The sequence below is a fragment of the Halovibrio variabilis genome (assembly GCF_007991175.1).
GTDB lineage: Bacteria > Pseudomonadota > Gammaproteobacteria > Pseudomonadales > Halomonadaceae > Vreelandella > Vreelandella variabilis.
On record NZ_BJXV01000006.1, the window covers coordinates 135,324 to 160,128 of the forward strand.

General features: G+C 57.4%; 19 protein-coding genes and 1 riboswitch. Of the genes, 17 read left to right on the top strand and 2 right to left on the bottom strand.

The window, feature by feature from the left end; genetic code table 11:
• Nucleotides 1–92 precede the first annotated feature (92 nt).
• From rsgA to asd, 3 genes are read left to right on the top strand one after another with little or no spacing between them, the layout of a single operon-like run.
• On the top strand, nt 93–1,112 hold the full coding sequence (gene rsgA / locus HVA01_RS06385) for a small ribosomal subunit biogenesis GTPase RsgA (protein WP_146874057.1): 1,020 nt from the start codon (nt 93–95) through the stop codon (nt 1,110–1,112).
• Between the two features lie 18 nt (nt 1,113–1,130).
• Nucleotides 1,131–1,973, top strand: a complete 843-nt coding sequence (locus HVA01_RS06390) for a sulfurtransferase (RefSeq protein ID WP_146874059.1) — start codon at nt 1,131–1,133, stop codon at nt 1,971–1,973.
• A 10-nt stretch (nt 1,974–1,983) separates the two neighbouring features.
• Entirely contained in the window at nt 1,984–2,817 is an 834-nt protein-coding gene (gene asd, locus HVA01_RS06395) for an archaetidylserine decarboxylase (RefSeq protein WP_146874061.1), read from the top strand.
• Here the strand turns inward: asd and epmA are convergent.
• Nucleotides 2,807–3,787: an EF-P lysine aminoacylase EpmA gene (epmA, locus tag HVA01_RS06400; RefSeq protein ID WP_146874063.1), complete on the bottom strand. Its 981-nt coding sequence runs from the start codon at nt 3,785–3,787 to the stop codon at nt 2,807–2,809. The genes asd and epmA overlap by 11 nt on opposite strands.
• A gap of 80 nt (nt 3,788–3,867) precedes the next feature.
• Nucleotides 3,868–4,434 carry an elongation factor P gene (gene efp, locus HVA01_RS06405; RefSeq protein WP_146874065.1) on the bottom strand — a complete coding sequence of 189 codons (567 nt, stop codon included), beginning with the start codon at nt 4,432–4,434 and terminating at the stop codon, nt 3,868–3,870.
• Nucleotides 4,435–4,598: 164 nt separating this feature from the next.
• Between efp and epmB the strand changes: the two genes are divergently transcribed.
• The 14 genes from epmB to ftsH all read left to right on the top strand — a co-directional run bounded on the left by epmB (nt 4,599) and on the right by ftsH (nt 24,775).
• Nucleotides 4,599–5,621 carry an EF-P beta-lysylation protein EpmB gene (gene epmB, locus HVA01_RS06410; RefSeq protein WP_246129506.1) on the top strand — a complete coding sequence of 341 codons (1,023 nt, stop codon included), beginning with the start codon at nt 4,599–4,601 and terminating at the stop codon, nt 5,619–5,621.
• A 231-nt stretch (nt 5,622–5,852) separates the two neighbouring features.
• Nucleotides 5,853–5,975, top strand: a riboswitch (guanidine-I (ykkC/yxkD leader).
• Nucleotides 5,976–6,032: 57 nt separating this feature from the next.
• Nucleotides 6,033–7,151 carry a putative urea ABC transporter substrate-binding protein gene (locus HVA01_RS06415; RefSeq protein ID WP_146874069.1) on the top strand — a complete coding sequence of 373 codons (1,119 nt, stop codon included), beginning with the start codon at nt 6,033–6,035 and terminating at the stop codon, nt 7,149–7,151.
• A gap of 59 nt (nt 7,152–7,210) precedes the next feature.
• The gene (locus tag HVA01_RS06420; RefSeq protein WP_146874071.1) at nt 7,211–8,038 is read left to right on the top strand and encodes an ABC transporter permease; all 828 of its coding nucleotides are present in this window, start codon (nt 7,211–7,213) and stop codon (nt 8,036–8,038) included.
• Entirely contained in the window at nt 8,035–8,829 is a 795-nt protein-coding gene (locus HVA01_RS06425) for an ABC transporter ATP-binding protein (RefSeq protein ID WP_146874073.1), read from the top strand. The genes HVA01_RS06420 and HVA01_RS06425 overlap by 4 nt, the downstream gene beginning before the upstream one ends.
• Complete coding sequence (locus HVA01_RS06430; RefSeq protein WP_146874076.1) at nt 8,826–9,548, top strand: urea amidolyase associated protein UAAP1; 723 nt, start codon at nt 8,826–8,828, stop codon at nt 9,546–9,548. Before HVA01_RS06425 ends, HVA01_RS06430 begins: the two co-directional genes overlap by 4 nt.
• Nucleotides 9,549–9,563: 15 nt before the next feature.
• Nucleotides 9,564–10,202 (top strand): urea amidolyase associated protein UAAP2, encoded by a 639-nt coding sequence (locus HVA01_RS06435; RefSeq protein WP_146874078.1) that lies wholly within the window; start codon nt 9,564–9,566, stop codon nt 10,200–10,202.
• Nucleotides 10,203–10,277: 75 nt separating this feature from the next.
• Complete coding sequence (gene uca / locus HVA01_RS06440) at nt 10,278–13,895, top strand: urea carboxylase (RefSeq protein ID WP_146874080.1); 3,618 nt, start codon at nt 10,278–10,280, stop codon at nt 13,893–13,895.
• A 69-nt stretch (nt 13,896–13,964) separates the two neighbouring features.
• Entirely contained in the window at nt 13,965–15,788 is a 1,824-nt protein-coding gene (gene atzF, locus HVA01_RS06445; protein WP_146874082.1) for an allophanate hydrolase, read from the top strand.
• Nucleotides 15,789–16,034: 246 nt separating this feature from the next.
• Nucleotides 16,035–16,400 carry a hypothetical protein gene (locus HVA01_RS06450; protein ID WP_146874084.1) on the top strand — a complete coding sequence of 122 codons (366 nt, stop codon included), beginning with the start codon at nt 16,035–16,037 and terminating at the stop codon, nt 16,398–16,400.
• 10 nt (nt 16,401–16,410) lie between these two features.
• Entirely contained in the window at nt 16,411–18,492 is a 2,082-nt protein-coding gene (locus tag HVA01_RS06455; RefSeq protein ID WP_146874086.1) for a pyrroloquinoline quinone-dependent dehydrogenase, read from the top strand.
• Nucleotides 18,493–18,742: 250 nt separating this feature from the next.
• Nucleotides 18,743–18,961 carry a hypothetical protein gene (locus HVA01_RS06460; RefSeq protein ID WP_146874088.1) on the top strand — a complete coding sequence of 73 codons (219 nt, stop codon included), beginning with the start codon at nt 18,743–18,745 and terminating at the stop codon, nt 18,959–18,961.
• Nucleotides 18,962–19,364: 403 nt separating this feature from the next.
• Nucleotides 19,365–20,666, top strand: a complete 1,302-nt coding sequence (locus tag HVA01_RS06465; protein ID WP_146874090.1) for an ATP-grasp domain-containing protein — start codon at nt 19,365–19,367, stop codon at nt 20,664–20,666.
• Complete coding sequence (locus HVA01_RS06470) at nt 20,663–22,687, top strand: CocE/NonD family hydrolase (RefSeq protein ID WP_146874092.1); 2,025 nt, start codon at nt 20,663–20,665, stop codon at nt 22,685–22,687. Before HVA01_RS06465 ends, HVA01_RS06470 begins: the two co-directional genes overlap by 4 nt.
• A gap of 204 nt (nt 22,688–22,891) precedes the next feature.
• Entirely contained in the window at nt 22,892–24,775 is a 1,884-nt protein-coding gene (gene ftsH / locus HVA01_RS06475; protein WP_218031538.1) for an ATP-dependent zinc metalloprotease FtsH, read from the top strand.
• Nucleotides 24,776–24,805: the final 30 nt, after the last annotated feature.

A 24,805-nucleotide genomic window follows, 5' to 3' on the forward strand; every position in this document is an offset into this window, starting at 1 on the left:
TGTCTTAAATCGCGTTGCCAAGCAGGCCATACAGGACAGCTTGCCCCGTTGGTAGGTACAATAACGTCTATTGTAACGATCATCAGGTGGTCATGAGCAAACGCAAATTAAGTCGCCAGCAGCAGTGGCGCGTCGATAAAGTCCAGGCGGAACGTGCCCAGCGCGCTGAAAAGCGCGATGTGCAAGATGCTGAAAAGCTTGCCGCCGGCGAATACGGCGCCGAACAGCCGGGCCGCGTCGTTGCTCACTTTGGGCGAACCCTAGAGGTGCGTAACAGCGACAATGAACCGGTCCGCTGCCATTTACGCGCCAACCTGGCGGGCCTTGTCACCGGCGACCGGGTGATATGGCGCGCGGGGCAGGAAGGCTCTGGCGTCGTGGTGGCTCGTGAAGAGCGCGATAGCGTGCTTAAACGCCCCGACGCCCGCGGCCTGCTCAAACCGGTAGCCGCCAATATTGATCAGCTATTGATCGTGTTTGCGGTGGAACCCGCGCCCCACGCCAACCTTATCGACCGCTACCTGGTCGCTGCCGAAGCCACCGGCATTGCGCCGGTGCTGGTGCTCAACAAAACCGACCTGCTGCCGGAAGGTGGCGGCGATTTGGGCAAGCTGCTTGAACGCTACTCCGACCTGGGCTACCCCGTGGTACGCACCACCACCGCCACAGAAACCGGGCTGGACGAGCTACGCAGCCAGCTTGAAGGGCGCACCTCCGTGTTTGTTGGCCAGAGCGGCGTTGGCAAGTCATCGCTGATTGACCTGCTGCTACCCGATGAAACGCTGCGCATTGGCGCGCTCTCGGAGGACTCTCGCAAAGGCACTCACACCACCACCACAGCACGGCTTTACACCATGAGCCGCGCAGAAGTGGCCGATGGTGATTTGATCGACTCGCCGGGCATTCGCGAATTTGGCCTGGTTCATCTTAACGAGCAGGAAGTCACCGAGGGCTTTATCGAGTTTCGCGACTATATTGGTCACTGCCGTTTCCGTGATTGCCGCCATCGTAATGAACCCGGCTGCGCTTTACTCGCGGCGGTCGAGGCAGGCAAGATTCATCCAGCACGCTTTGCCAGCTATCGACGCATTCTTGATAGCTTGGATGGCTAACGTTGACAGGAGTTACCCATGAGTACTGAAAGCCAATCGTCAGAAGCTAACCTGCTACCGCTGATCGTTGAGCCCGAACAGCTGCAAGAGCATTTAGCAGATCCGCAGCTGCTGATTATCGATGTGCCGGTTAACGGCGACAGCTATCGCCAAGGCCATGTGCCCGGCGCTGTTTTCCTCGATTTTCGCTATTTGATGCGCGGTGACGGCCCCGTTCCTAGCGATGTGCCCAGCGTCGAGACGCTATCACAGCTATTTAGTGCGCTTGGCCTGACCCGTGATACCCACGTAGTAGCTTACGATGACGAAGGCGGCGGCTGGGCGGCCCGGCTACTCTGGACGCTAGACCTCATCGGCCACACCCGCTACTCCTACTTAAACGGCGGCATTCATGCCTGGCGCGATGCGGGTCTTGAAGAGAGCACCGAACTCACGGCGCCCACGCCCAGCGATTACCATGCGGAGATTCTGAATCCTCAGGCGCTGATCACGGCGGATGAAATCAAAGCAAAGCTTGATGATAAACAATTCGCGGTGTGGGATGCACGCTCCAAGGATGAATACGACGGCGTCCGCGGTAATAACAAGCATCTGGGCCACATCCCTGGCGCGGTGAATATGGACTGGCTTAACGCCATGGATCGTCAGCGCGCACTGCGCATACGCGATTACGCCGAACTGATCACCGAGCTGGACGCCTTGGGCTTAACGCCGGAAATGGAAATTGCCACCCACTGCCAAAGCCACCATCGTAGCAGCTTTACATGGCTGGTCGGTAAAGCCTTGGGCTTTAATATGCGCGGCTACGCGGGCTCCTGGGGCGAATGGGGCAACCGCGACGACACCCCGATTGAGAAGTGAAACTATTACCGTGACTCTTGCCCAAAAAGCTTTTTCGCTACTTCAATATCCGCTGCCTCAACACGCGCTGTCGCGTCTGACCGGCAAGTTCGCCCAGTGCGATAACCCCTGGCTGAAAGACACCTTGATTAAAGCGTTTATCAAACGCTTTAACGTCGATATGAGCCAGGCGCTGGAACCAGACCCCAGCGCCTACGCCACCTTCAACGACTTCTTCACCCGCGCGCTAAAAGCCGATGCACGCCCCTTGGGCGAAGGCATCCTGAGCCCCGCTGATGGCACGCTTTCCCAATATGGTCGCCTTCAGGCAGGGCAACTGGTGCAGGCCAAGGGTCACACCTACTCTGCCCAAACCCTGCTCGGCGGCGATACGGCATTGGCAGAAGAGTTCATGGGCGGCAGCTTTGCCACGGTGTATCTCTCCCCGCGGGATTATCACCGCGTCCACATGCCGGTCACCGGCACGCTGCGCGAGATGATCTACGTACCGGGGCGGCTGTTTTCGGTCAATCAGGCCACCGCCAACTACGTGCCGGGCCTATTTGCCCGCAATGAGCGGCTGGTGTGTATTTTTGATACCCCCCAAGGGCCACTGGCCATGGTATTGGTGGGAGCGATGATCGTCGCCGCGATTGAAACCGTTTGGTCGGGCCAGGTCACACCGCTTTCCGGCCAACCTCAGCGCATGCAGTTTGGCAAGCCCATCACGCTAGAAAAAGGCGCTGAAATGGGCCGCTTCAAGCTCGGCTCCACGGTGGTCATGTGCTTTGCCAAGCCGGTTAATTTCGAAGCGCGTGCTCTGCCCACCATGGTCAGCATGGGAGAGTCGCTAGCTAACAATTAGGGGTAGCAAACGCGAGCACGTCGTCCAGGCGTGCTTTGCCCAGCGCCAGCTGAATCAAACGGTCAATGCCCAACGCGACTCCAGCACCCGCAGGCATCCCGTGCTCAAGCGCCGCTAACAGGCGCTCATCGATATCGACTTCCGGCAAACCCAAGCGACGACGTTCAGCGTTATCCTCACTAAAGCGCGCACGCTGTTCAGCGGCATCGGTTAACTCATCGTAACCGTTCGCCAACTCAATACCGTTCAAATAAAGCTCGAAGCGGGAAGCCACCCACTCTCCGTCGGCATCCTGATGGCGCCGCGCTAACGCCGCCTGGCTGGTGGGGTAATCGGTTACCACGCTAAGCTCGTACTGGCCCAACTGCGGCTCGATTACCACGCTCATCAGCAAATCCAAGCAGGTATCGCGGCCTTCATCGGCTAGCGCATGGGCAGGCATTTTCGCCCGTTCCGCGGCAACGTCCCGCAGCTTCTCCAAGGAAGTGGTAAAAGGGTCAACCGCTAAATAGGTATGGAACAGCTCGCGGTAGCGGTAATGCACCACGGGACCTGGGAAGCTAGGTAGCAGCGTCATCACCAGCGTTGCCGTCTCATCAATCAGCTTTTCCAGGGTAAACTGCGGCCGATACCACTCCAGCATGGTAAATTCAATATTGTGGCGGCTGCCCACCTCGCCGTCGCGATAGCTTTTGGCAAGCTGAAAAATAGCGCCGCTGCCAGCCGCCAGCAGGCGCTTCATGTGGAATTCCGGAGACGTTTGTAGCCACAGGCGGCGCTGGCCTTTATCCGTACGTGCCAAGGTGTGCAGCGAGACCAAATGCACCTCCGTGCTCCCCCCCTGGCCCAGCGCCGGGGTTTCTACTTCCAGCACGTCGCGCTGGGCAAAAAATGCCCGCACGCTAGCCATTAACCGCGCCCGTTCGCGCAGCGTTTCAATTGACGCCGAGGGTTGCCAATCAATGACCATTACGACTCCTTAGACAAACGCTTCCCAAATAAAAATGGCCACGCACCCTGCGTGGCCATTAAATAGTGTTAATTAACAGTTTAGGCGCGGGAAACGTACTCGCCACTACGCGTATCAATTTTAAGTACTTCGCCCTGGTTAATAAACAACGGTACGCGAACCACGGCACCCGACGATAGCGTCGCAGGCTTAGAACCGCCTTGGGCGGTATCGCCCTTCAAACCGGGATCTGTTTCCACGACTTCCAACTCGATAAAGTTAGGCGGCGTCACGGAAATGGCCTTATCATTCCATAGTGTAATGATATAGGGCACCTGCTCTTTCAGCCACTTGATGGTATCGCCTAGCGCTTTTTTCTCTACCGCATATTGCTCAAATGAGCCGTCAGTCTTCATGAAGTGCCACATATCGCCATCGTTGTAGAGATACTCCATCTCCAAATCCATGACATCGGCACCTTCCAGCGAGTCACCGGATTTGAAAGTCTTCTCACCTACGCGACCAGTCATCAGGTTCCGCAGCTTAACGCGGTTAAACGCCTGGCCCTTGCCCGGCTTGACCAGCTCGTTCTCAACGATCGAACAAGGGTCGCCATCGAGCATTACTTTCAAACCGGCTTTGAATTCGTTGGTAGAATAGTTCGCCATAAATGTCTCTCAATCATCCATTTCAGTTATGTATTTCACAATGTGGTGCATAACGCCATACTTTGCCGCTATTAGCTTGGTTATTTGCCAATGGCGTAGCGCATAGCGTCGTAAATGGCGTTATTAAATTAGGTGCGCGCATGATAACCCGAAGGAGGGCTTTTTTGCAGGAGAACATGATTATCGCCGCTCAGCAGGCATCTGCCCAGGCCTCTCTGTCCTGGCAGCAGCAGCTTTCCCAGGCCATTCGCGATCCTCTCGCCCTCTGCCAACGGTTGGGGCTGAGCGATCACTGGCTGCCCGGCGCGCGCGCAGGCGGGCAACTGTTTGAAATCTGCGTGCCTGAGGCTTATCTGGCGCGTATTGCGGCCAACGCCCCCAATGATCCACTGCTGCGTCAAGTGCTGCCTGTTAGCGATGAAACGTTAACGCCCCAGGGCTATGTTACCGACCCGCTGGAAGAAGCCGAGCATCGGCCAGCGAAAGGCCTGATCCATAAGTACGCTGGCCGAGTGCTACTTATCGCCAGCCCTAACTGCGCCATCAATTGCCGCTACTGCTTTCGCCGCCATTTCCCCTACAGCGACAACTCGCCTTCCCGAGCGCAGTGGCAGGAGGCGCTGGATTACCTGCGCGCCGACACCACGCTGCACGAGGCGATTCTCTCCGGCGGCGATCCACTGGCCGCCAATGACCGCCAACTGGCCTGGCTGGTCGAGCAGCTGGAAAGCATCCCGCACCTGAAACGGCTGCGCCTTCATACCCGCCTGCCGGTAGTGATTCCCGACCGGGTCGATGATGCCTTGCTCGGCTGGCTGGCTGGCACCCGCCTGCAAAAAGTCGTGGTGTTACATATCAACCATGCCAACGAAATCGATCAGGCAGTGGTTGACGCCTGCTCGCGGCTTAAACAGGCAGGCGCAACGCTACTCAACCAAAGCGTGCTACTGCGCCGGGTCAACGATAGCGTCGATACGCTGGCCACGCTTTCCGAGCGGCTGTTCGACGCTGGCATACTGCCCTACTACTTACACGTGCTCGACCCGGTGCAAGGCGCCGCCCACTTTGATGTGTCTGATGACGAAGCCCGCGAGCTGGTGACTCAACTGCGCGAGCACCTCCCCGGATTTTTAATGCCGCGCCTGGTGCGTGAAATTCCCGGCCAAGGGAGTAAAACGCCACTGTGAATAGCATAAGCAAGGACTCACCACGCCACAAGCGCGCCAAAAAAGTGCAAACACCGCTTTAATCGCACTAATATGGTTCAAAATGCCATTGGCAGTGGATTAACTATCATTATTTATTGACTTCAAACCGCTGAATTAAAAAATATTTCAGCTAATCGGCCATGTTTTTGCTTTGTACCTGAGTGATACATACGGGGTATTGGCTGCAAACGCTGCCAGACAATCTAGTTTCCAATAGATCGCTAGGGTTCCGACACCATCAACGTATCACCCCTGATGGCTGTGGCTGGTCCGAGAGCAATCGACCTAACGCTTAGGCGGTAGGTTACACGGCGGGACAAAAGCCCGGGAGGATAAGGTGCAGCGATGCGCCGATGCCCCCGAGTTTTCCCCTAGCCGTTGGAGGCTTTTATGACCCGTGCCATTCGTACTCCCCTGAATTCTACGCACCATCAGCGTATGTCCGCCAAAAGCCTGCCCCTTGCTCCGCTATCCGCGGCGCTGTTGGTCGCTACGCTTGCCTCTCCTCTGGCTGTAACGCCTGCCCAGGCCCAAGAGCGCGATGAGTTTAGCGTCTGCTGGTCGATCTATGCTGGCTGGATGCCTTGGGCCTACGCCGATGTAGAAGGCGTGGTCGATAAGTGGGCCGATGAATACGGCATCAGCATCGATGTGGTCCAGGTCAACGACTACGTCCAGTCGATTAACCAGTTTACCTCTGGCAACGTTGACGGCTGCGCGATGACCAATATGGATGCGCTAACCATTCCCGCCGCCAGCGGCGTCGACTCTACCGCACTGATTGTCGGTGACTACTCAAATGGCAACGACGGCATCGTGCTTAAAGGCAGCGATGACCTTGCCGATATCGAAGGCCGCGAAGTCAATCTCGTTCAGTTCAGCGTTTCCCACTACTTCCTGGCACGTGCGCTTGAGAGCGTAGGTCTCACCGAACGCGACATCGAAACGGTTAACACCTCCGATGCGGATATCGTCGGGCTATTTTCAAGCGATACCACCGAAGCCGTGGTCACTTGGAACCCCCAACTAAACGCGATCGCGGAGATGCCCGAAGGCAACGTGGTATACACCTCAGCGGAAATTCCCGGCGAAATTCTCGACATGATGGTGGTCAATACCGACACGCTGGCGGCTAATCCTGAGCTGGGTCATGCCTTAGTCGGTGCCTGGTATGAAGTGATGGAGCTGATAGAAGCCGACGATGAGCAGGCACTCAGCATCATGGCCGATGCGGCAGGGACTGACCTTGAAGGCTATCGCGCCCAGCTCGACGCCACCTACATGTATACCGACCCGGCGGAAGCCATCGAATTAATGCAAAGCCCAGAACTGCTCGACACGATGGAGCGGGTCGCCGAGTTCAGCTTTGAACACGGCCTACTCGGCGATATGGCGCCCAACGCAAGCGTCGTCGGCATTGAAACCCCCAGCGGCGTGTTTGGCGATGAGAGCAATGTACAACTGCGCTTCGACCCCAGCTTTACCCAAGCCTATCTCGACGCTGAGTAATTCGTGTCACGGGAGTGGCGCTTGCCACTCCCCAGCTCTCATCTTTTGTGGACACCGCCATGAAGCGATTAATTAATCTCACGCCCTCGCGGGGCGGCCGTTGGCTACTCGGTCTGCTGCCATTTTTGCTACTGGCGATGCTTTATATAAGCCTCTCCAACGCACGGTTGGCAGAGAATCCCAATGACCGCTTGCTGCCCACACCCGCCAACATGGCCAGCACTTTTTACCACTTGGCCACCGCCGAGAACGCCCGCACCGGGCAAATTGTGCTATGGGCTGACACCTTCGCCAGCCTGGAGCGTATCGTTATAGGGGTGGGCATTAGTGCTTTCATTGGCTTGATAATAGGCATTGTCAGTGGCGGCCTCCCTATCCTGCGCGCCAAGTTATCGCCACTGGTCACCGTTGCCTCACTGATTCCCCCCATGGCGATACTGCCCATTCTATTTATCGCTTTTGGCACCGGTGAAGCCGCCAAGATTGCGCTGATCGTGATTGGTGTAACGCCGTTTTTGATTCGTGACCTTCAAGGCCACGCCCTGCGGCTACCCGATGAGCAGTTGATAAAAGCGCAAACGCTGGGCGCCAGCTCCTGGCAGGTACTGTTAAGGGTATTGCTACCCCAGCTTACCCCACGACTATTAAATGCCACCCGTTTGGCGCTGGGTACCGCCTGGCTGTTTTTGATTGCGGCCGAGGCCATCGCCGCCCAAGAGGGGCTGGGCTACCGCATCTTTCTCGTCCGTCGCTATCTTTCCATGGACATCATCCTGCCCTATGTGGCCTGGATCACCCTGCTGGCATTTTTGCTTGACCAGCTGCTGGCTTGGGTATCACGCCTGGCATTCCCCTGGTACCACTCAGGTGAAGGAGACAACGCATGAGCCTGCTAGCGGCCAAACGATTAGAAAAGCATTACGGCAACCATGTTGTCCTTGAGAATCTCAATTTCAGCGTTGAACCCGGCGAGTTTGTCACCCTAGTGGGCGCCTCAGGCTGCGGCAAAACCACCTTTCTGAAAATGCTGCTGGGTACAGAAGCCATCTCTAAAGGCAGCTTAACGCTGGACGACCAACCCATTCCCAACGAGCCGGGCCCTGACCGTGGCGTGGTGTTTCAGAAATACTCGGTGTTCCCGCACCTGACCGTGCTGGGCAACGTAATGATGGCCGATGAGCTGCACAGCTCTAAATTGTTGGGCAAAAGTTTCGGTGCTGCTAAGCGTCGCGCGATTGAAAAAGCCCACGCCCGTATTGACGAAGTCGGCCTAGACCAAGCCCTGGATAAATACCCGCATGAGCTTTCCGGCGGTATGCAGCAGCGCTTGGCCATCGCCCAGGCGTTGATGATGCGGCCACGCATGTTACTGCTCGATGAGCCTTTCGGCGCCTTGGATCCAGGTATTCGCCAAGACATGCACGTGCTGATCAACCGCCTGTGGCAAGAGCAGCAGCTAACCATCTTTATGATCACCCACGACTTAAAAGAGGCGTTTGAGCTGGGCACCCGGCTATGGGTATTCGATAAAACTCGCCACGACCCCCAGGCGCCGGAAGCCTATGGCGCCACGATCACTTACGACCTGCCTATCTCCCGAGACCGCCCGTCTGAAGCATTGAAGGAAAAGCTGCAACAGGGCGGCCTGCAAACCCACACCCAGGAGACGCTGCTATGAAGAGCGAACCGGACTACACCACCCATTTACCCGGCGGGCATCACTGGTCGCTGCGCCTGCGCCGTGGAACCACCCTGACCCTGACCGCCCAACACGCCGATAGCAACGTAGGGCTGTTGTGCTACAACCCGGAAAATCTGCTCGAGCGTTTAAACCTGCCCGACACTTTAAAGTGCCAGCACACCTTTAAGCTGACCCAGGGCCACTGCCTTTACTCGGACATGGGGCGTATTTTTGCCTCCATTACTCACGATGACCTGGGCTGGCACGACAACGTGGGCGGCAATCTGATGCCCCAGCATTTACTGACCAAGGGTTGGCAGCCAGTCAGCTATCAACAGGGCCACAACGACTGGACGCGCACCGGCTTCGACGCCTTTTTGGTCGAGCTTGCCAAATATGGCCTGGGCCGCCGGGATATGGCCGCCAACCTCAACCTGTTCGCCCGGGTCGAGAGCGACGACGAGGGTAAACTGCGCTATGTGCCCGGCCACTGCCAGCCCGGCCAAAGCGTCACGCTGCGTTTCGAGATGGACACGCTGGTACTGCTACACACCTGCCCCCACCCGCTCGACCCCAGCGCTGACTACCCCCGTCGCGGCGTCGATATTGCCCTCGGCACCACCGAGCCGCCCACGCAAGACGACCCCTGCTACCGCTCGCGGCCCGAAAACGCCCGCGGCTTCGCCAATAACCGTCTTTACCACCTCGGCCTATAAGGGGGAACGAACACCATGATTATTGAAAGCACCCTACGCCCCGAAAATGCCCTGAGCCGTACAACGGTTAACGCGGGCGATCATTACATTGGCACCGTGAAGCGCGGCCAAACTCTGCGTATTCTCGATTTAGAGGGTAACCAGGCCGCGGATACGCTGTTCTTCAGCGCTGACGATACCAGCGAGCGCTACAGCGCCATGGACACGGTACGCGAGCAAGGCGCTGTCTACCTCACCGCCGGTACGACACTGGTTTCTAGCGAAGGGCGCGCCATGCTGACCATTAGCGCCGACACCTGCGGCCGTCACGACACCCTGGGCGGCGCCTGCGCCAGCGAGAGCAATACCGTTCGCTACGACCTGGAAAAGCGCCATATGCACTCCTGTCGCGACAACTGGATGCAGGCCATCGCCAACTACCCAGCGTTCGGCCTTACCAAGCGCGATATCACCCACAACATCAATTTTTTTATGAACGTGCCGGTCACCGCCGACGGTGGGTTGACCTTTGAAGACGGCATTTCCGCACCGGGCAAGTACGTGGAGATGGTCGCCGAGATGGATGTGATCGTGCTGGTCTCCAACTGCCCCCAGCTCAACAACCCCTGCAACGGCTACAACCCCACGCCCATTGAGCTGTTGGTTTGGGAATAAGTGATTAGCCCTAGGGACGACCCTAGAAGGCAAAGCAACCTGCGGGACGGCCCGCCTTTGTTTGCAGGCAATACCATGTCACTCCATACAACGTTTAGCAAAGTCCTGATTGCCAACCGCGGCGCTATTGCCGCGCGTATTTTACGTACCCTGAAAGCCCTAGGCGTAGGTAGCGTGGTGGTTTACGCCGATGCGGACCGCGATGCGCCTTATGTTCATCAAGCCGATGAGGCCTATCCACTCGGTGAGGGCGGCGCCAGCGACACCTATCTTAATATCGACAAGCTGATCGCTATTGCCAAGCAGAGCGGTGCCCAAGCGGTGCATCCCGGCTACGGTTTTTTGTCAGAAAACACCCGCTTTATCGACGCTTGCGACACCGCTGGGCTCACTTTTTTAGGCCCCACTACCGAGCAGATTGAACGGTTTGGCCTTAAACACCAGGCCCGCGCCCTTGCCGAACAGGCCGGCGTACCGCTAGTGCCCGGCTCCAAACTTCTCGCCAGCGTTGATGACGCTCTCACCAGCGCCGAACAGATCGGCTACCCGGTAATGCTCAAATCCACCGCCGGTGGCGGCGGTATTGGCATGCAAGTGTGCCAAACCGCTGCCGAGCTTGAGCGCGCTTTTGACTCGGTCAAAGGCCTGGGTGAGCGTAACTTTGGCGATGGTGGCGTGTTTCTGGAGGCCTATATTGCCCGCGCCCGCCATATTGAAGTGCAGCTGTTTGGCGACGGCCACGGCAATGTGGTGGCTCTGGGTGAGCGTGACTGCTCCACCCAGCGCCGCCACCAAAAAGTACTTGAGGAGTGCCCGGCCCCCAATTTGCCGGAACACGTTCGCCAGGCGCTGCACGCCACCGCGGTTCAACTGGGCAAAGCAGTCAACTACCGCAGCGCCGGCACCGTCGAATTTATTTACGATACCCAGCGTGAGGCCTTCTATTTTCTCGAAGTGAACACCCGCCTTCAGGTCGAGCACGGCGTTACCGAGATGGTGTATGGCATTGATATCGTCGAGTGGATGGTAAAACTCGGCGCGGGACAATTGCCCGATCTTGAGTCACTTACTAAAGATCTCGTCCCCAGCGGCCATGCGGTTCAGGCGCGCCTTTACGCCGAAGACCCTGCTCATGACTTTCGTCCCAGCGCCGGGCTACTGACTGAGGTCGATTTTCCCCAAGCGGACGGCCTGCGCATCGACCATGCTATCGAAGCCGGGCTGGAAATCTCTGCCCTTTTTGACCCCATGCTGGCCAAGGTGATTGTTCACGCCGACGACCGTGGCGCCGCTATCGAGCAGTTGGCGGACACGCTGAATAACGCCAGCGTTTATGGCATTACCACCAACCGCACCTGGCTTGCTCATGTGCTGCGCGCCAAGCGTTTTCAAGACGCCGACCTGGATACCCACTGGCTGACAACGCTGGATTGGGCGCCGCCCGCCATAGAAGTGTTGGCGCCCGGCACAATGACGACGATTCAGGATTACCCCGGTCGTCAGGGCCACTGGGATGTCGGCGTGCCGCCCTCAGGGCCCTTTGATGACTGGTCGTTTCGCCTGGGCAACCGCCTGCTCGACAACCCCACCGATGCCGCCGGGCTGGAAATCACTCTCACCGGCCCGACGCTGCGCTTTCACCATGCCACACAAATCGTGCTGACGGGTGCCGAACTGCCTGCCACGCTGGATGGCGAAGCGCTAGCTTTTTGGCAGGTAGTGGATATTCCTGCCGGTGCCACGCTGACGCTGGGCAAAGCCGCCGCGGGCGCTCGCGCCTATTTATTGGTGCGCGGCGGCATTGATTGCCCGCGCTATTTAGGCTCGCGTAGCACCTTTACCCTGGGCCAGTTTGGCGGCCATGGCGGCCGCGCACTGCGCAGCGGCGATATGCTCGACTTGCCAGCGCTCGCACCCATCTCAGCGGCTCAGCTTGATAACGCATTACGACCCACTTTCGGCCATCAAGACGGGGGTAAAACCTGGCAGGTAGCCGTGCTTTACGGCCCCCACGGCGCGCCGGACTTTTTTACCGATGACGATATCGAGCAATTCTTTGCCCATGAGTGGGAGGTCCACTACAACTCCAGCCGCACCGGCGTCAGGCTGATTGGCCCCCGCCCGGCGTGGGCACGGGCCGACGGCGGCGAAGCGGGCTTGCACCCCTCCAATATCCACGATAACGCCTACGCCTTTGGCACTATCGACTTTACCGGCGATATGCCGGTGATCCTCGGCCCCGATGGCCCATCGCTGGGCGGCTTTGTGTGCCCCGCCACCGTGGTGCGCGCCGAGCGCTGGAAGCTGGGTCAACTCGCCGCCGGTGACAGCATACGCTTTGTGCCGGTGAGTTTGGCCACTGCTCGCGCCCTGGAAGTGCGCCAGCTCACCCAATTGGAAACCCTCACAGCGAATCCTGTTGAAGATATTCAGCAAGAGCGCGACACGCCCATCCTGCGCGATGTGCCCGCCGAGCAGGCCGGTGAGCGAATTATTTACCGCCGCGCAGGGGATGACTTTCTGCTCATCGAGTTTGGCGCCATGGAGCTGGATATCGCCCTGCGCTTTCGGGTACACGCCTGGATGCTGTGGCTACAGGAACACTTGCTACCTGGCCTGCGCGAGTTAACTCCCGGTATTCGCTCGCTGCAGATTCACTATGAGCCATTGGAACTGACCCTGGATGAACTGCTCGCCCACCTGCAAAACGCCGAGCAGGCGCTGATCGACGTGGAATCGCTGGAAGTCGAGTCGCGAGTGGTACATCTGCCGCTCTCCTGGGACGACCCTGCCTGCCAGGAAGCCATCGACAAATACCAGCGCAGCGTACGCCCGGATGCCCCCTGGTGCCCCAGCAATCTCGATTTTATTCGCCGCATCAACGCCCTGGAAAGCGAACAGGAAGTGCGCGATATCGTTTTTAATGCCCGCTACCTGGTGATGGGACTGGGGGATGTCTACCTGGGCGCCCCTGTTTCGACCCCGCTTGACCCGCGCCAACGGCTGGTGACCACCAAGTACAACCCCGCGCGCACCTGGACCGCCGAAAACTCCGTGGGCATTGGCGGCGCCTACCTGTGCGTTTATGGCATGGAAGGCCCTGGCGGCTACCAGTTTGTCGGTCGCACGCTGCAGATGTGGAACCGCTACCGCACCACGCAGCACTTTGAAAACCCCTGGCTGCTACGCTTTTTTGACCAGCTGCGCTTTTTCGAGGTCAGCCACGACGAGCTAACCCAGATTCGCCGCGACTTCCCCCATGGTCGGTATGACTTACCCATTGAAACAACGCGTTTTCGCCTGGCGGATTACCAGGCCGAAATCGACAAGAACGCCGAGGCGATTGAGACCTTCCGCGCCAAGCGCGAAGCCGCCTTCCAGGCGGAGATGGCCGCCTGGCGCGCCAATGGCCAGTTCACCTTTGAGGATCAGGCGCCGGAAAGTGCCGAAGTCACAGCGCTTGATGACAACGAAATCGGCATCGAAAGCCCCGTAACCGGCAGCCTGTGGAAGTTACTGGTTGAAGAAAGTGACCAAGTCACGGCTGGCCAGCCGGTAGCGGTGGTGGAGTCGATGAAAATGGAAGTCGAGATCACCACCCACTGTGATGGCCGCGTTGTTCGCCTGCCGCTTTCTGAAGGGGCGTCGATTGCCCCCGGGCAGCCCATTGTGGTGCTTAGCAGTGAGGTGTAGGCGTGATACTGACCAACGAACAGCGCTTTTTAGCATTCTGCCACGGTTAATAAATATAGGATTTTCCTTATGACACAGCGCCTAGCACTCGATATCACAAACCTCCATGCCGCCTATATGCAGGGTGATTTAACACCTGCAACGTTAATCGACGCACTGCTGGCGCAAGCCGACACCCACGGCAACGAGCCCGCTTGGATTACCCGTTTAAGTCGTGAACAGCTGGCCCCTTATCTGCAACGCCTGGAAGGTGAGTCGCCTGACACGTTACCGCTTTACGGAATCCCCTTTGCGATGAAGGACAACATCGACTTGGCGGGCATTCCCACCACAGTGGGCAGCCCGGCCTATGCCTACACGCCCACCGAAAACGCCTTTGTGGTGCAGCAGTTGATCGATGCGGGCGCGATACCCATGGGTAAAACCAATCTGGATCAGTTCGCCACCGGCTTGGTGGGTGAGCGCGCCTTGAGTGACTACGGCGTGCCGGCCAACGCCTTTAACCCCGACTATATTCCCGGCGGTTCCAGCAGTGGCTCGGCGGTGGTCACTGCTGTGGGTATGGTGAGCTTTGCACTGGGCACCGATACAGCCGGCTCCGGCCGTGTGCCTGCCTGTTTCCACAATTTATACGGCGTTAAGCCCAGCCTGGGGCTGCTTAGCACCCGAGGCGTGGTACCCGCCTGCGCGACGCTAGACACTATCAGCCTGTTTACCCTCACCGCCGACGATGCGGCGAAAGTGTTCGACATTACCGCTGCCTACGATGATCAATGCGCTTGGTCGCGCCGTCACGATTTTGCCGTGCACGGTAAGCGCTACGGCAAAGCGCCTGCTGCGTTTCGCTTTGGTGTGCCGACGCAATCCCAGTGGCAAACCGATGCAGCGTACACCCAAGGCATGCACCAGGCGGTTGCCGAGCTGGAAGCGCTTGGTGGCGAGAAAGTCGAGCTCGACTGCGCGCCGTTGCTGGCCGCAGCGCGCTTACTTTATGAAGGCCCCTGGGTAGCCGAGCGCTACCATGTGATTCGCGATTTGATGGAGAGCCACCCGGAGGCGGTGCATCCGGTCACTTTTCAGATCACCCAGGGCGGGGCCACCCCGCTGGCGGTAGATGCCTTTGATGCCCGCTATAAGCTCGCCGAGTATAAGCGTCAGGCCGACGCGCTCATCAGCCAAGTAGATGTGATGCTCTCGCCCACCACGGTGACCCATCCCACCAAGGCCGACGTGGCGGCGGACCCCATCGGCGTGAATTCACGCCTGGGTACCTGGACCAACTTTATGAACCTGCTCGACTACAGCGCCCTGGCCGTTCCGATAGGCTTTACTGAGCGAGATCTGCCGGTAGGCGTCACGCTGTTTGGGCCGGTATTCGACGATTTAAAACTGCTCTCCCTGGGCCGCGCCCTCGAAGCCCGCTTAATGCTGCCATTAGGTGCCACTGGCGTTGTCCATCCGGCGCTGCCGGCGCCATTAACCAATGCCCAAGACGGCACCATGGAGCTAGTCGCGTGCGGTGCACACCTGCAAGGCTTGCCGCTTAACCATCAACTGACTGAACGCGGTGGTGTACTGGTTAGCAGCACTCATAGCGCGCCGCACTACAAGCTGTTTGCTCTGGCAGGCGGGCCACCCAAACGCCCGGCGATGGTACGCGATGCCAACGGCCAGGCCATTGAAGTGGAAGTGTGGCGTTTGCCGATTGAGACGCTGGGCAGCTTTTTAGCGGGTATTCCCGCTCCCCTCGGCTTAGGCCAGGTGGAACTTGCCGACGGTAGCTGGAAGTGCGGCTTTATCTGCACCGCAGGGGCGCTCAATGAAGGTGGCGCAGCAGAAGACATCAGCGAATTTGGTGGCTGGCGGGGGTGGTTGAAAACCCAGACCGCCTAAAACCAGCAACCTGCTTAACTGTTCTCAAAAGCCTCTAGGTCATAATGTCATTGGAAATGGTTCAAAGCCCACTAACGGCGCACTTGCAGAAGTAATAACGCCGAAAGTGGGTTTTTTTAGCATCTTTAAAGTGGCCTACTAAGGTCGTAAAAGCATCGTTTTCTGCTAAAGTTATAGGGCTAATGATTTCCGACATTGACTTAGCCTCAATGTTGGCTACCTCAATCACCAGGAGGCCAACACGTTATGTCGTTACCTCTCTCATCCAAATCGGGCGCTATCGTCCTTCTGATAGCCTCACTCGCCGGGCTTGCAATCGCTCTGTACGCCTATTTCACACCACTGACCGGGGTCACGGGAACACTCGGGGCACTGGTTGCCATTGTGGCCTGTTTCGTTCTTGCGGTGATGGCACTATTGCTAATGCAAGTCAAAACGCGCGGGGCTTCCCTCACACTGCGAGGGCTTATTCTGCTAGGGCTTGCCGGTACATTTTTCGTCGCAATGCTGCTCCATCAGTGGTGGATTGGCGTTGCCATGGTGCTCGGCCTGATCGGTTTGATTGTGGATATGGTTCGCCCAGCACGTCACGCCCGTCTAACCCACACCTAAGGAGCTGCCCATGCCAACTTTATTATCCGCCCCGAGCACTCCGTTTAAATTTGTTACCTCGGGTTTAGGCGCGATTACCGCTCTGGCTATTGGCTTTACGCCCTTGCCGCTACTCGCCCAGGAGCCGTCAGTAAATACGGAGCAACCCACTGCTCAAGCACAGACAGATGAACAGGCATCGCCAGGAGAGCAAGAGAACGCCACACAGGAAGAAGCGACTAGCGCCGCCCCTATTCCGCTGGTTCCCGGCGAGCCAACCTGGGACAGCTTCCACGGCCAGCTTAACGCCCAGAAATATAGCCCGCTTGACCAGATCAATGCCGATAATGTAGGTGAGCTGAATAAAGTCTGGGAAGTGCATACGGGAGATGTTGCCGACGGCTCGGGCGAATTACCCGCCACTGTTTGGTCTGCCACTCCCGTATTCGCCAATGACACGCTCTATGTCGGCACTCCTTTTTATCGGCTTCTTGCGCTCAACCCAGCCACGGGTGAAGAAAAGTGGAGTTTTGATACTCAATCTTCTCTGGAAGCACTGACCCAGCCTGTCTTGAAGAATCGCGGTGTCGCCTATTGGCAGGCCGACAATCCAGTGGCGGGCGAGTCTTGCCAGAAAATTGTCTATATGGGCACCATGGACGCCCAGCTTTTTGCGCTTGATGCCGATAGCGGCGAACGCTGCGAAGGATTTGCCGATAACGGCGTGCTTAACGTCAATCAGTGGAACGACACCAACGAAAAGTGGCCGTTGTCGCTGTTGCAGCCCCCCACCGTGGTCGGTGATCGTTTGATTCTTGGCTGGGCGGGAATGGACTGGGCGTATGAACAGGCACCACCGGGCACCGTTTTTTCTATCAATGCGCGTACCGGCGAACAGGAATGGACCTTCCAGGCGCTGAGTGACGAGATGCGCGAACAGAGCGGCACCGCCAATGTCTGGACGCATATGTCCGCCGACGAGGAACTCGGTTTGGTCTATTTGCCCGTCTCCTCTCCCTCACCGAACTTTTGGGGTGGTAATCGTACCGAAGAAGTGCCGTTAGCTACCTCGACCACTGCCTTGGATATCGAGACTGGTGAAGTGGTCTGGTCACGTCAGTGGGTCCATCACGATATCTGGGATTACGACATTAACGCCGCCCCAACGCTGATGGACATCACCGTGGATGGCGAGGAGGTTCCAGCACTGGTCCAGGCGACCAAAATGGGCTTTTTGTTTGTGGTGAATCGCGAGACGGGCGAAGACGTATGGCCGATTGAAGAGCGTTCTGTACCTCAAGGCGATGGAAACGTCGAAGGTGAAGTCTACGCCCCGACACAGCCATTCCCTACCAAACCAGCACCATTACTTGACCAGTCGGAAAAACCCGACGTATGGGCGCTAGCCGATGCTGTCGGCTTTGGTGAATGCTCGGCACTCTGGGAGAACCTCTGGTATGAGGGACTATACACGCCTCCCACAACTGAAGGCGAAGGGACGCTTGGTTACCCAATCACTGCCGGCGGTGTGCAGTGGGGTGGCGTCGCGTTTGATCCTGAAAGCCAAACCGCCCTCGTCAACACCTCGCATATTGTGCAAACTCTGAAACTCTATGATCGAGAGGCTTATGAGTCAGCCGAAAGAGCATCAGGTAATGAGAGTGGTTTTGCATCCCAGGAAGGCGCTCCTTATGGAATTCGGCTTGAAATCGCTCAGAACTGGCTAGGCATGCCCTGCTGGGAACCGCCCTTCGGTGAACTCGTCGCTCTGGATATGACCACTGGCGATGTTAAATGGCGTCGCCCCATGGGGGCATCGCAACAATATGGCTTCTTTATGCCCGAAAGTTGGGGGTCACCCACCATCGGCGGCCCGGCGATAACCGCTGGCGGTGTCGTGTTTATTGGCGCGTCCATGGATGCCAAGGTACGTGCCTACTCCCTCGAAACCGGTGAGGAGCTGTGGTCGGATCAGGTCGAAGCGCCCTCTGTCTCAAATCCTGCGGTTTATGAGTATGAGGGTCGTCAATATGTCGCCTTTGTGGCAGGCGGCAATACCATTTTGAAAGATCAGGTCGGTGACCAGATCGCGGTCTATGCGTTACCTGAATAATCGATCTAGTTAACGGGGCGAGCTACTGGCTCGTCCCGTTACCCTACTACAACGATGCGCACGAATTAGCGTTCTTGAAATACAAGTACCAGTACTAATGGCAGCAGGGGGTGATAACTGATGCCTGGGCACCCCTATGCTTCTTGGACTACGCTAAAAGCAGGCGCAGGCAAGAAAATCCTGCCTTCCCTTATCAATAACCGGACATGACGTTCGTTTTCAAACAAAACCGATATCAATGGAGGATGCCATGACCCAAGTCGTTTCCGCCACTTACAATAGCACTATGCAAGCCGTCAACGCCTACGACGAGCTGATATCCATGGATTTTCCACGGGAAAAAGTATTTTTCGATAAAGACGCTAACGTGGTCAAGGTAATCGTACCCGACCCCGGCCAGCGTGAAGCACAAGAGATGCTCAATCGCCACGAGCCTGTTGATGTCCAAATCACGCCCTACGAAGAATAACCATTCTCGTCGCCGGGGCAAGCTATGGCTTGCCCCGGCAGTGCTGCATACGGCTGTCAATATAACCCAGCAGCTTTTCAGACGACGTCATCACCCTGCTTATGGACACGCTTAGCTAACGTTTTATTAGCGTTCTTGCAACACAGCCGCATCATCGGCACTAGCAGTCATAACAGCGGTGTGATTACCAAATGGACATCCACAGAATCCACACGCCACATGATTTCCTATAGTGCCTCTAGAACAGTCAAACTTGATAGCAAACTTCTTCAGCCATTGGTGTCTTCTTACGCCTATATTGAAAGGGACCGTATTAAAAGGGGCCGTTCGCAATCCAACTTGCTGCATTCGAAACCATCGACCACCTTTTCTATAGTGAATTCCAGAAAAGTAAGGACACACCATGAAATGGAATGTATTTGTAATTGGTTACGACGACTTGGGAAAGCGTCTCACTCCAGAGCTAAAGTACGCGGATAACTACGCGTTTTACCCTCTGCTGCCGCTGAACGAGGTGGTTTACGCCCGCAATTACCATTTTGACCAGCTGGTGGAGGATGCGGTAAAGGAGATCGAACATGCCGAGGTATCGCCAGACGCTATCGTCGGATACTGGGACTTCCCCACCACGGCACTGGCGCCAGTGCTACGCCAACGCTTTAACTTACCCGGGCCAAGCCTTGAAGCCGTGCTTAAGTGTGAACACAAGTACTGGAGCCGGGTTGAGCAAGCGAAGGTAGCGCCCGAATGTGTGCCCGACTTCCAGGTCGTAGACCCCTTCGGCGACGATCCGGTAGCGCAGATTCACATTGACTATCCCTTCTGGATCAAGCCTATCAAGGCTCACTCCTCGCACCTCGGGTTTATGATTGAGAACGCCGATCAGTTGCGTAACGCCATCCCCAAAATCCGCGATAAAATCGGCAGCTTCGCTCGGCCCTTTGAAGAGGTCATGGCCTATACCAGCGCCCCCGAAGAGATCGCCAAGGTGACCGGGTACCATTGCATCGCCGAGGCAATTATTTCCCAGGGCGAGCAGTGCACCATTGAGGGCTACATGCAAAATGGTGAGGCGTATATGACGGGGCTCATTGATACCGAGCGCGATGAGAAGCACCGTTCGGTACTCATGCGCTACATTTACCCCTCTCGTCTGCCGCAGGAAGTACAGCAGCGGATCTTCACTATTTCCGCTAAGGTAATGCGCCATTTCGGCTTCGATGATTCGCCGTTCAACATCGAGTACTACTACCACCGCGACAGCGACGAACTTCGCCTCCTTGAGGTCAACTCACGACTATCGCGTTCCCATGCGGCCATTTTTCAGTTGGTTGACGGCGCGCCCCACTTCCAAGTCATGGTGGATGTAGCCATCGGTATCGACACCCGCATGCCCAAAGGCGAAGGGCGCTATAACATCGCCGCTAAGCAGATGATCCGGGTATTCGAGGACGGCATCGTCAAGCGGATTCCCACCCAGGAAGAGATCCGTAAGGTAGAGGAAACCTTTCCCGGCACCAAGGTCAACCTGGAAGTAGAGGAAGGTAAGCGTCTGTCCAAGCTGCTTCATCAGGACTCTTTCTCTTATGAGCTAGCCGTGGTCTTTATCGGTGGCGAGAACAAGGCACAGCTCGACGCCAACATCGAACGCTGTATGGCAATGCTGCCTTTCGAGATCGATCCAATAGATGAGGAGAAATCATGAAAGTGGTGAGCGAGTTTCCCCACGACGTGGAGTGCATTGATCCGGTATGGATTCTCATGAGAGACGGCACCCGCCTCAATGCCCGTATCTGGAAACCCGAAGGGGCCGAACAGGCACCAGTGCCAGCCATTCTGGAGTACATCCCTTATCGTTTACGCGACGGTTCAGCGCTGCGCGATGCCATTCACCACCACTATTTTGCCGGCCATGGCTATGTCTCGGTCCGGGTGGATATTCGCGGCACCGGCGACTCGGAAGGTGTGCTTTACGACGAGTACTTAGAACAAGAGCTCCAAGACGGCGAGGACATCCTTGCCTGGCTTGCCGACCAGCCCTGGTGCGATGGCAATGTGGGAATGATCGGCATTTCCTGGGGTGGTTTTAATGGCCTACAGCTGGCCTATCGTCAGCCACCCGAGCTCAAAGGCGTGATCACCATCTGTTCAACGGACGACCGCTATACTGATGATGTGCACTACATGGGCGGCTGCATGCTGGGCGACAACCTCTCCTGGGCCTCAACCATGTTCGCCTACAACTCGTTGCCGCCAGATCCTTCAATTGTGGGTGAGCGCTGGCGGGAGATGTGGCGTGAACGCCTCAAGGGCCTGCGCCCCTGGCTTGCCACCTGGCTTGAACACTCGCATCGGGATGCCTACTGGGAGCACGGCTCAGTGTGCGAGGATATTGCTCGGGTCAAAGTACCGGTACTGGCAGCTAGCGGTTGGGCCGACGGCTACTCTAATGCCGTCTCGCGTCTGGTGGAGGCCTTGCCCGGTCAGTGTAAGGGGCTCATTGGTCCATGGAGCCACAAGTATCCGCACCTTGGCGAGCCAGGACCCGCCATCGGTTTTCTTCAAGAGTGCCTGCGCTTTTGGGATCAATGGCTCAAGGGTAAGGATACGGGGGCGAAAGACGACCCCGCCCTGCGAGTTTGGATGCAGGAAAGCATGCCACCTACTACCCGCTATACTCAACGCCCGGGGCGTTGGGTCACCGAGCCCGTTTGGCCGTCGCCCAATATCCATAATTGGCGGCTGTCACTATCACCGGGGCAGTTGCTGGAAGAAGAACAGCCCGCCGGGGACGCGGCGGTGATGAGCGTGCAGTCGCCGCTTAGCTGCGGTCTCTACGCCGGCAAATGGTGTTCCTATGCCGCTGGCCCTGACCTTGCCCACGATCAGCGCGAGGAGGATGGCGGTGCGTTAACCTTCGATACCCTGCCGCTTGATCAAGATACTGAGATGATGGGTGCGCCAGAGGTAAACCTTGAAATCGCCGCGGATAAAGCGGTGGCCATGATCGCGGTTCGGCTTTCTGACGTCGCCCCAGATGGCAAAGCCACACGGGTCACCTACGGCCTGCTTAACCTGACCCACCGCGACAGCCACAAGAATCCGGAACCGTTGGAGCCGGGACGCTTTTATAACGTGCGCGTGCAGCTCAACGACGTGGCGCAGGTATTCCCCCGTGGGCATCGGCTACGCCTGTCGCTCTCCACCTCTTACTGGCCCATCGCCTGGCCATCGCCCGAACATGTACGCCTCTCGATTAAGGATCAAGGCAGCGTGCTCAACCTGCCCATGCGCGAGCCTAGAACCGAGGATGCCGATGTACGCCCCTTCGAGGAACCAGAAGGCGCGCCCACTATCGAGTCTACCCGCCTTGAACCCTCCTACCACAACTGGTGCGTGCATCGCGATCTGGCAGAGGATGTCTCAACGCTTGAAGTGATCAACGATGCTGGACGTATACGGCTTGATGATTCGGGGCTTGAAGTACAGACCCGGGCCGAAGAAAACTATAGTTCCTGGGATGATGACTTTGAATCCATCCGCGGCGAGACTCGCTGGCATCGGTCGCTAAAGCGCGGTGATTGGGAAATAAGTACCGTGACTTATTGCGTGATCACCTCGGATGCCGAGAACTTCAAGGTGCATGCCACGCTGGATGCCTACGAGGGGTGCCAGCGTATCTTCTGCAACACTTGGGACTACCGTATTCCTCGGCGCTTGGTGTAGACGCGATTGGAGCCTCTGAGCTTTATGCTCAGGGGCTACTTTGTAATCAGCATCCTAAAACAATCGTGTAAATGACAAACCTTTTACCTTAGTGAGCCTGCGATGACACGACCAACTCTCTCTTCACGTCTTTTCAGAAACAACGCCTCACAGGATTCAAATTCGCAACCGAAAGACTCCGACCGCTCCATGGACCCTTTCTCTATGCGCAAACCTCCCCAGGACAGGCAGCCCAATCAGTGGGGGCTGTTTGTCTGGATGACGTTTGCCATCCTGTTACTTTTCTATTACCTGCAGGACGTAGAACAGCCGGTGCAGGTGGATCTGGCCTACTCCGACTTTCTCGCAGCGGTAGAAAACGGTCATATTGATGAGGTGACCCTGCGTGGGCAATCGGTGGAAGGCAGCTTCACCGAAGCCGGCCGCGGGGCTATGGACGTCGGTGACGCCGAGACCTTCGAAACCACGCGCCCTGTGATTGAGAGCGAGCGCCTGCTTGAGCGTCTGGAGCAAAACGGTATCCAAGTGGCTGCCCGCCCGGTGGAGCCGCCCTGGTGGCAGCAGATATTGGTCAGAGCACTACCCTGGATACTTATTCTGGGGCTACTGTTCTGGTTTTGGGGGCGCATGCAACAGCGCATGATGGCTGGCGGTGGCGGCCTCTTTAACATGGGCAAATCTCAGGCCCGTCAGGTGCAAAGCGAAGACAGCGACGTTCGTCTAGACGATGTCGCTGGCTCCGAAAACGCCAAACGCGAGGTCACCGAGGTCATCGATTTTCTCAAGAATCCCGACCGCTACCGTTCCCTGGGCGCGAGGATTCCTTGCGGCGTGCTGATGATGGGGCCACCCGGGACCGGCAAAACGCTGCTCGGCAAGGCCGTGGCTGGCGAAGCCGAGGTGCCCTTCTTCTCCATCAGCGGTTCTGAATTCATTGAGATGTTCGTCGGCGTGGGCGCCTCTCGGGTGCGTGACCTGTTCAAGGAAGCCAAAAAACAAGCGCCCTCGGTGGTATTTATCGATGAGCTCGATTCCATCGGCCGTACTCGCGGCGCAGGCATGGGCGGCGGCCACGATGAACGCGAGCAGACGCTTAACCAGATTCTCGCCGAACTCGACGGTTTCGAAAAAGACGATTCGGTGGTCGTATTGGCAGCCACCAACCGGCCTGACGTGCTGGATAAAGCGCTTTTGCGGCCGGGGCGCTTTGATCGCAAAGTGACGCTGGAAAACCCCAATCGCCATGCCCGACAACATATACTTGAGGTGCACACCCGCAAAATGCCGCTCGCCGACGACGTGGACCTTGAACGCCTTGCCAGTATGACCGTGGGTTTCTCCGGCGCTGACTTAGCCAATCTAGCCAACGAAGCCGCCTTGCAAGCCGGGCGGCGTCAACAGGATACGATTGACTGGCGCTGCTTCTCGGACGCTCGTGACCGCGAGCTTTTAGGCCAGGCCAAAGACGTGGGTTTGTCAGACGAAGAGCACCATATCGTGGCCTACCACGAAGCGGGTCATGCCCTGCTTGCCTATTTACTGCCAAAAGCGGATCCGCTGGAAAAGGTCACCGTGCTACCCCGCAGCCAGGCACTCGGGGTCACTGCCCAGATGCCTGACGAAGAACGCCACAACCTGGGAGAAGCCTACCTGCGCGACCGCATCACGGTCATGTTCGGCGGCCGCCTGGCCGAGTCAATCGTGTTTGACGAAGTCTCAAGCGGTGCCGAAAACGATATCGAGCAGGCCACCCAGACCGCCCGGCGCATGGTGGGCCGCTGGGGCATGAATCACCGCATTGGCCCGGTGGCCTTCGCGCAAAGCCAGGAACACGTCTTCCTGGGCAAGGAAATAGGCCAGCCGCGCGAGTTTGGCGACGCTACGGCAAGCCTGGTTGACGAGGAAGTGCGCGAACTGCTCAACCGCCTTGAGGATCGCGGCCGCCAACTGCTCGAAGAAAACCGCAAAGCGCTGGATGCGCTGGCATCAGCCCTAGAGGAGCGCGAAACGCTGGAAACCAGCGAGATTCGCGAGGTACTCGAGAGCCTAGTGTCGGAAAGCGACAGTAACACCAGGCCCGAACGCTGAGTTAAGCATTAGGGTCAGCCTATAGGGCTT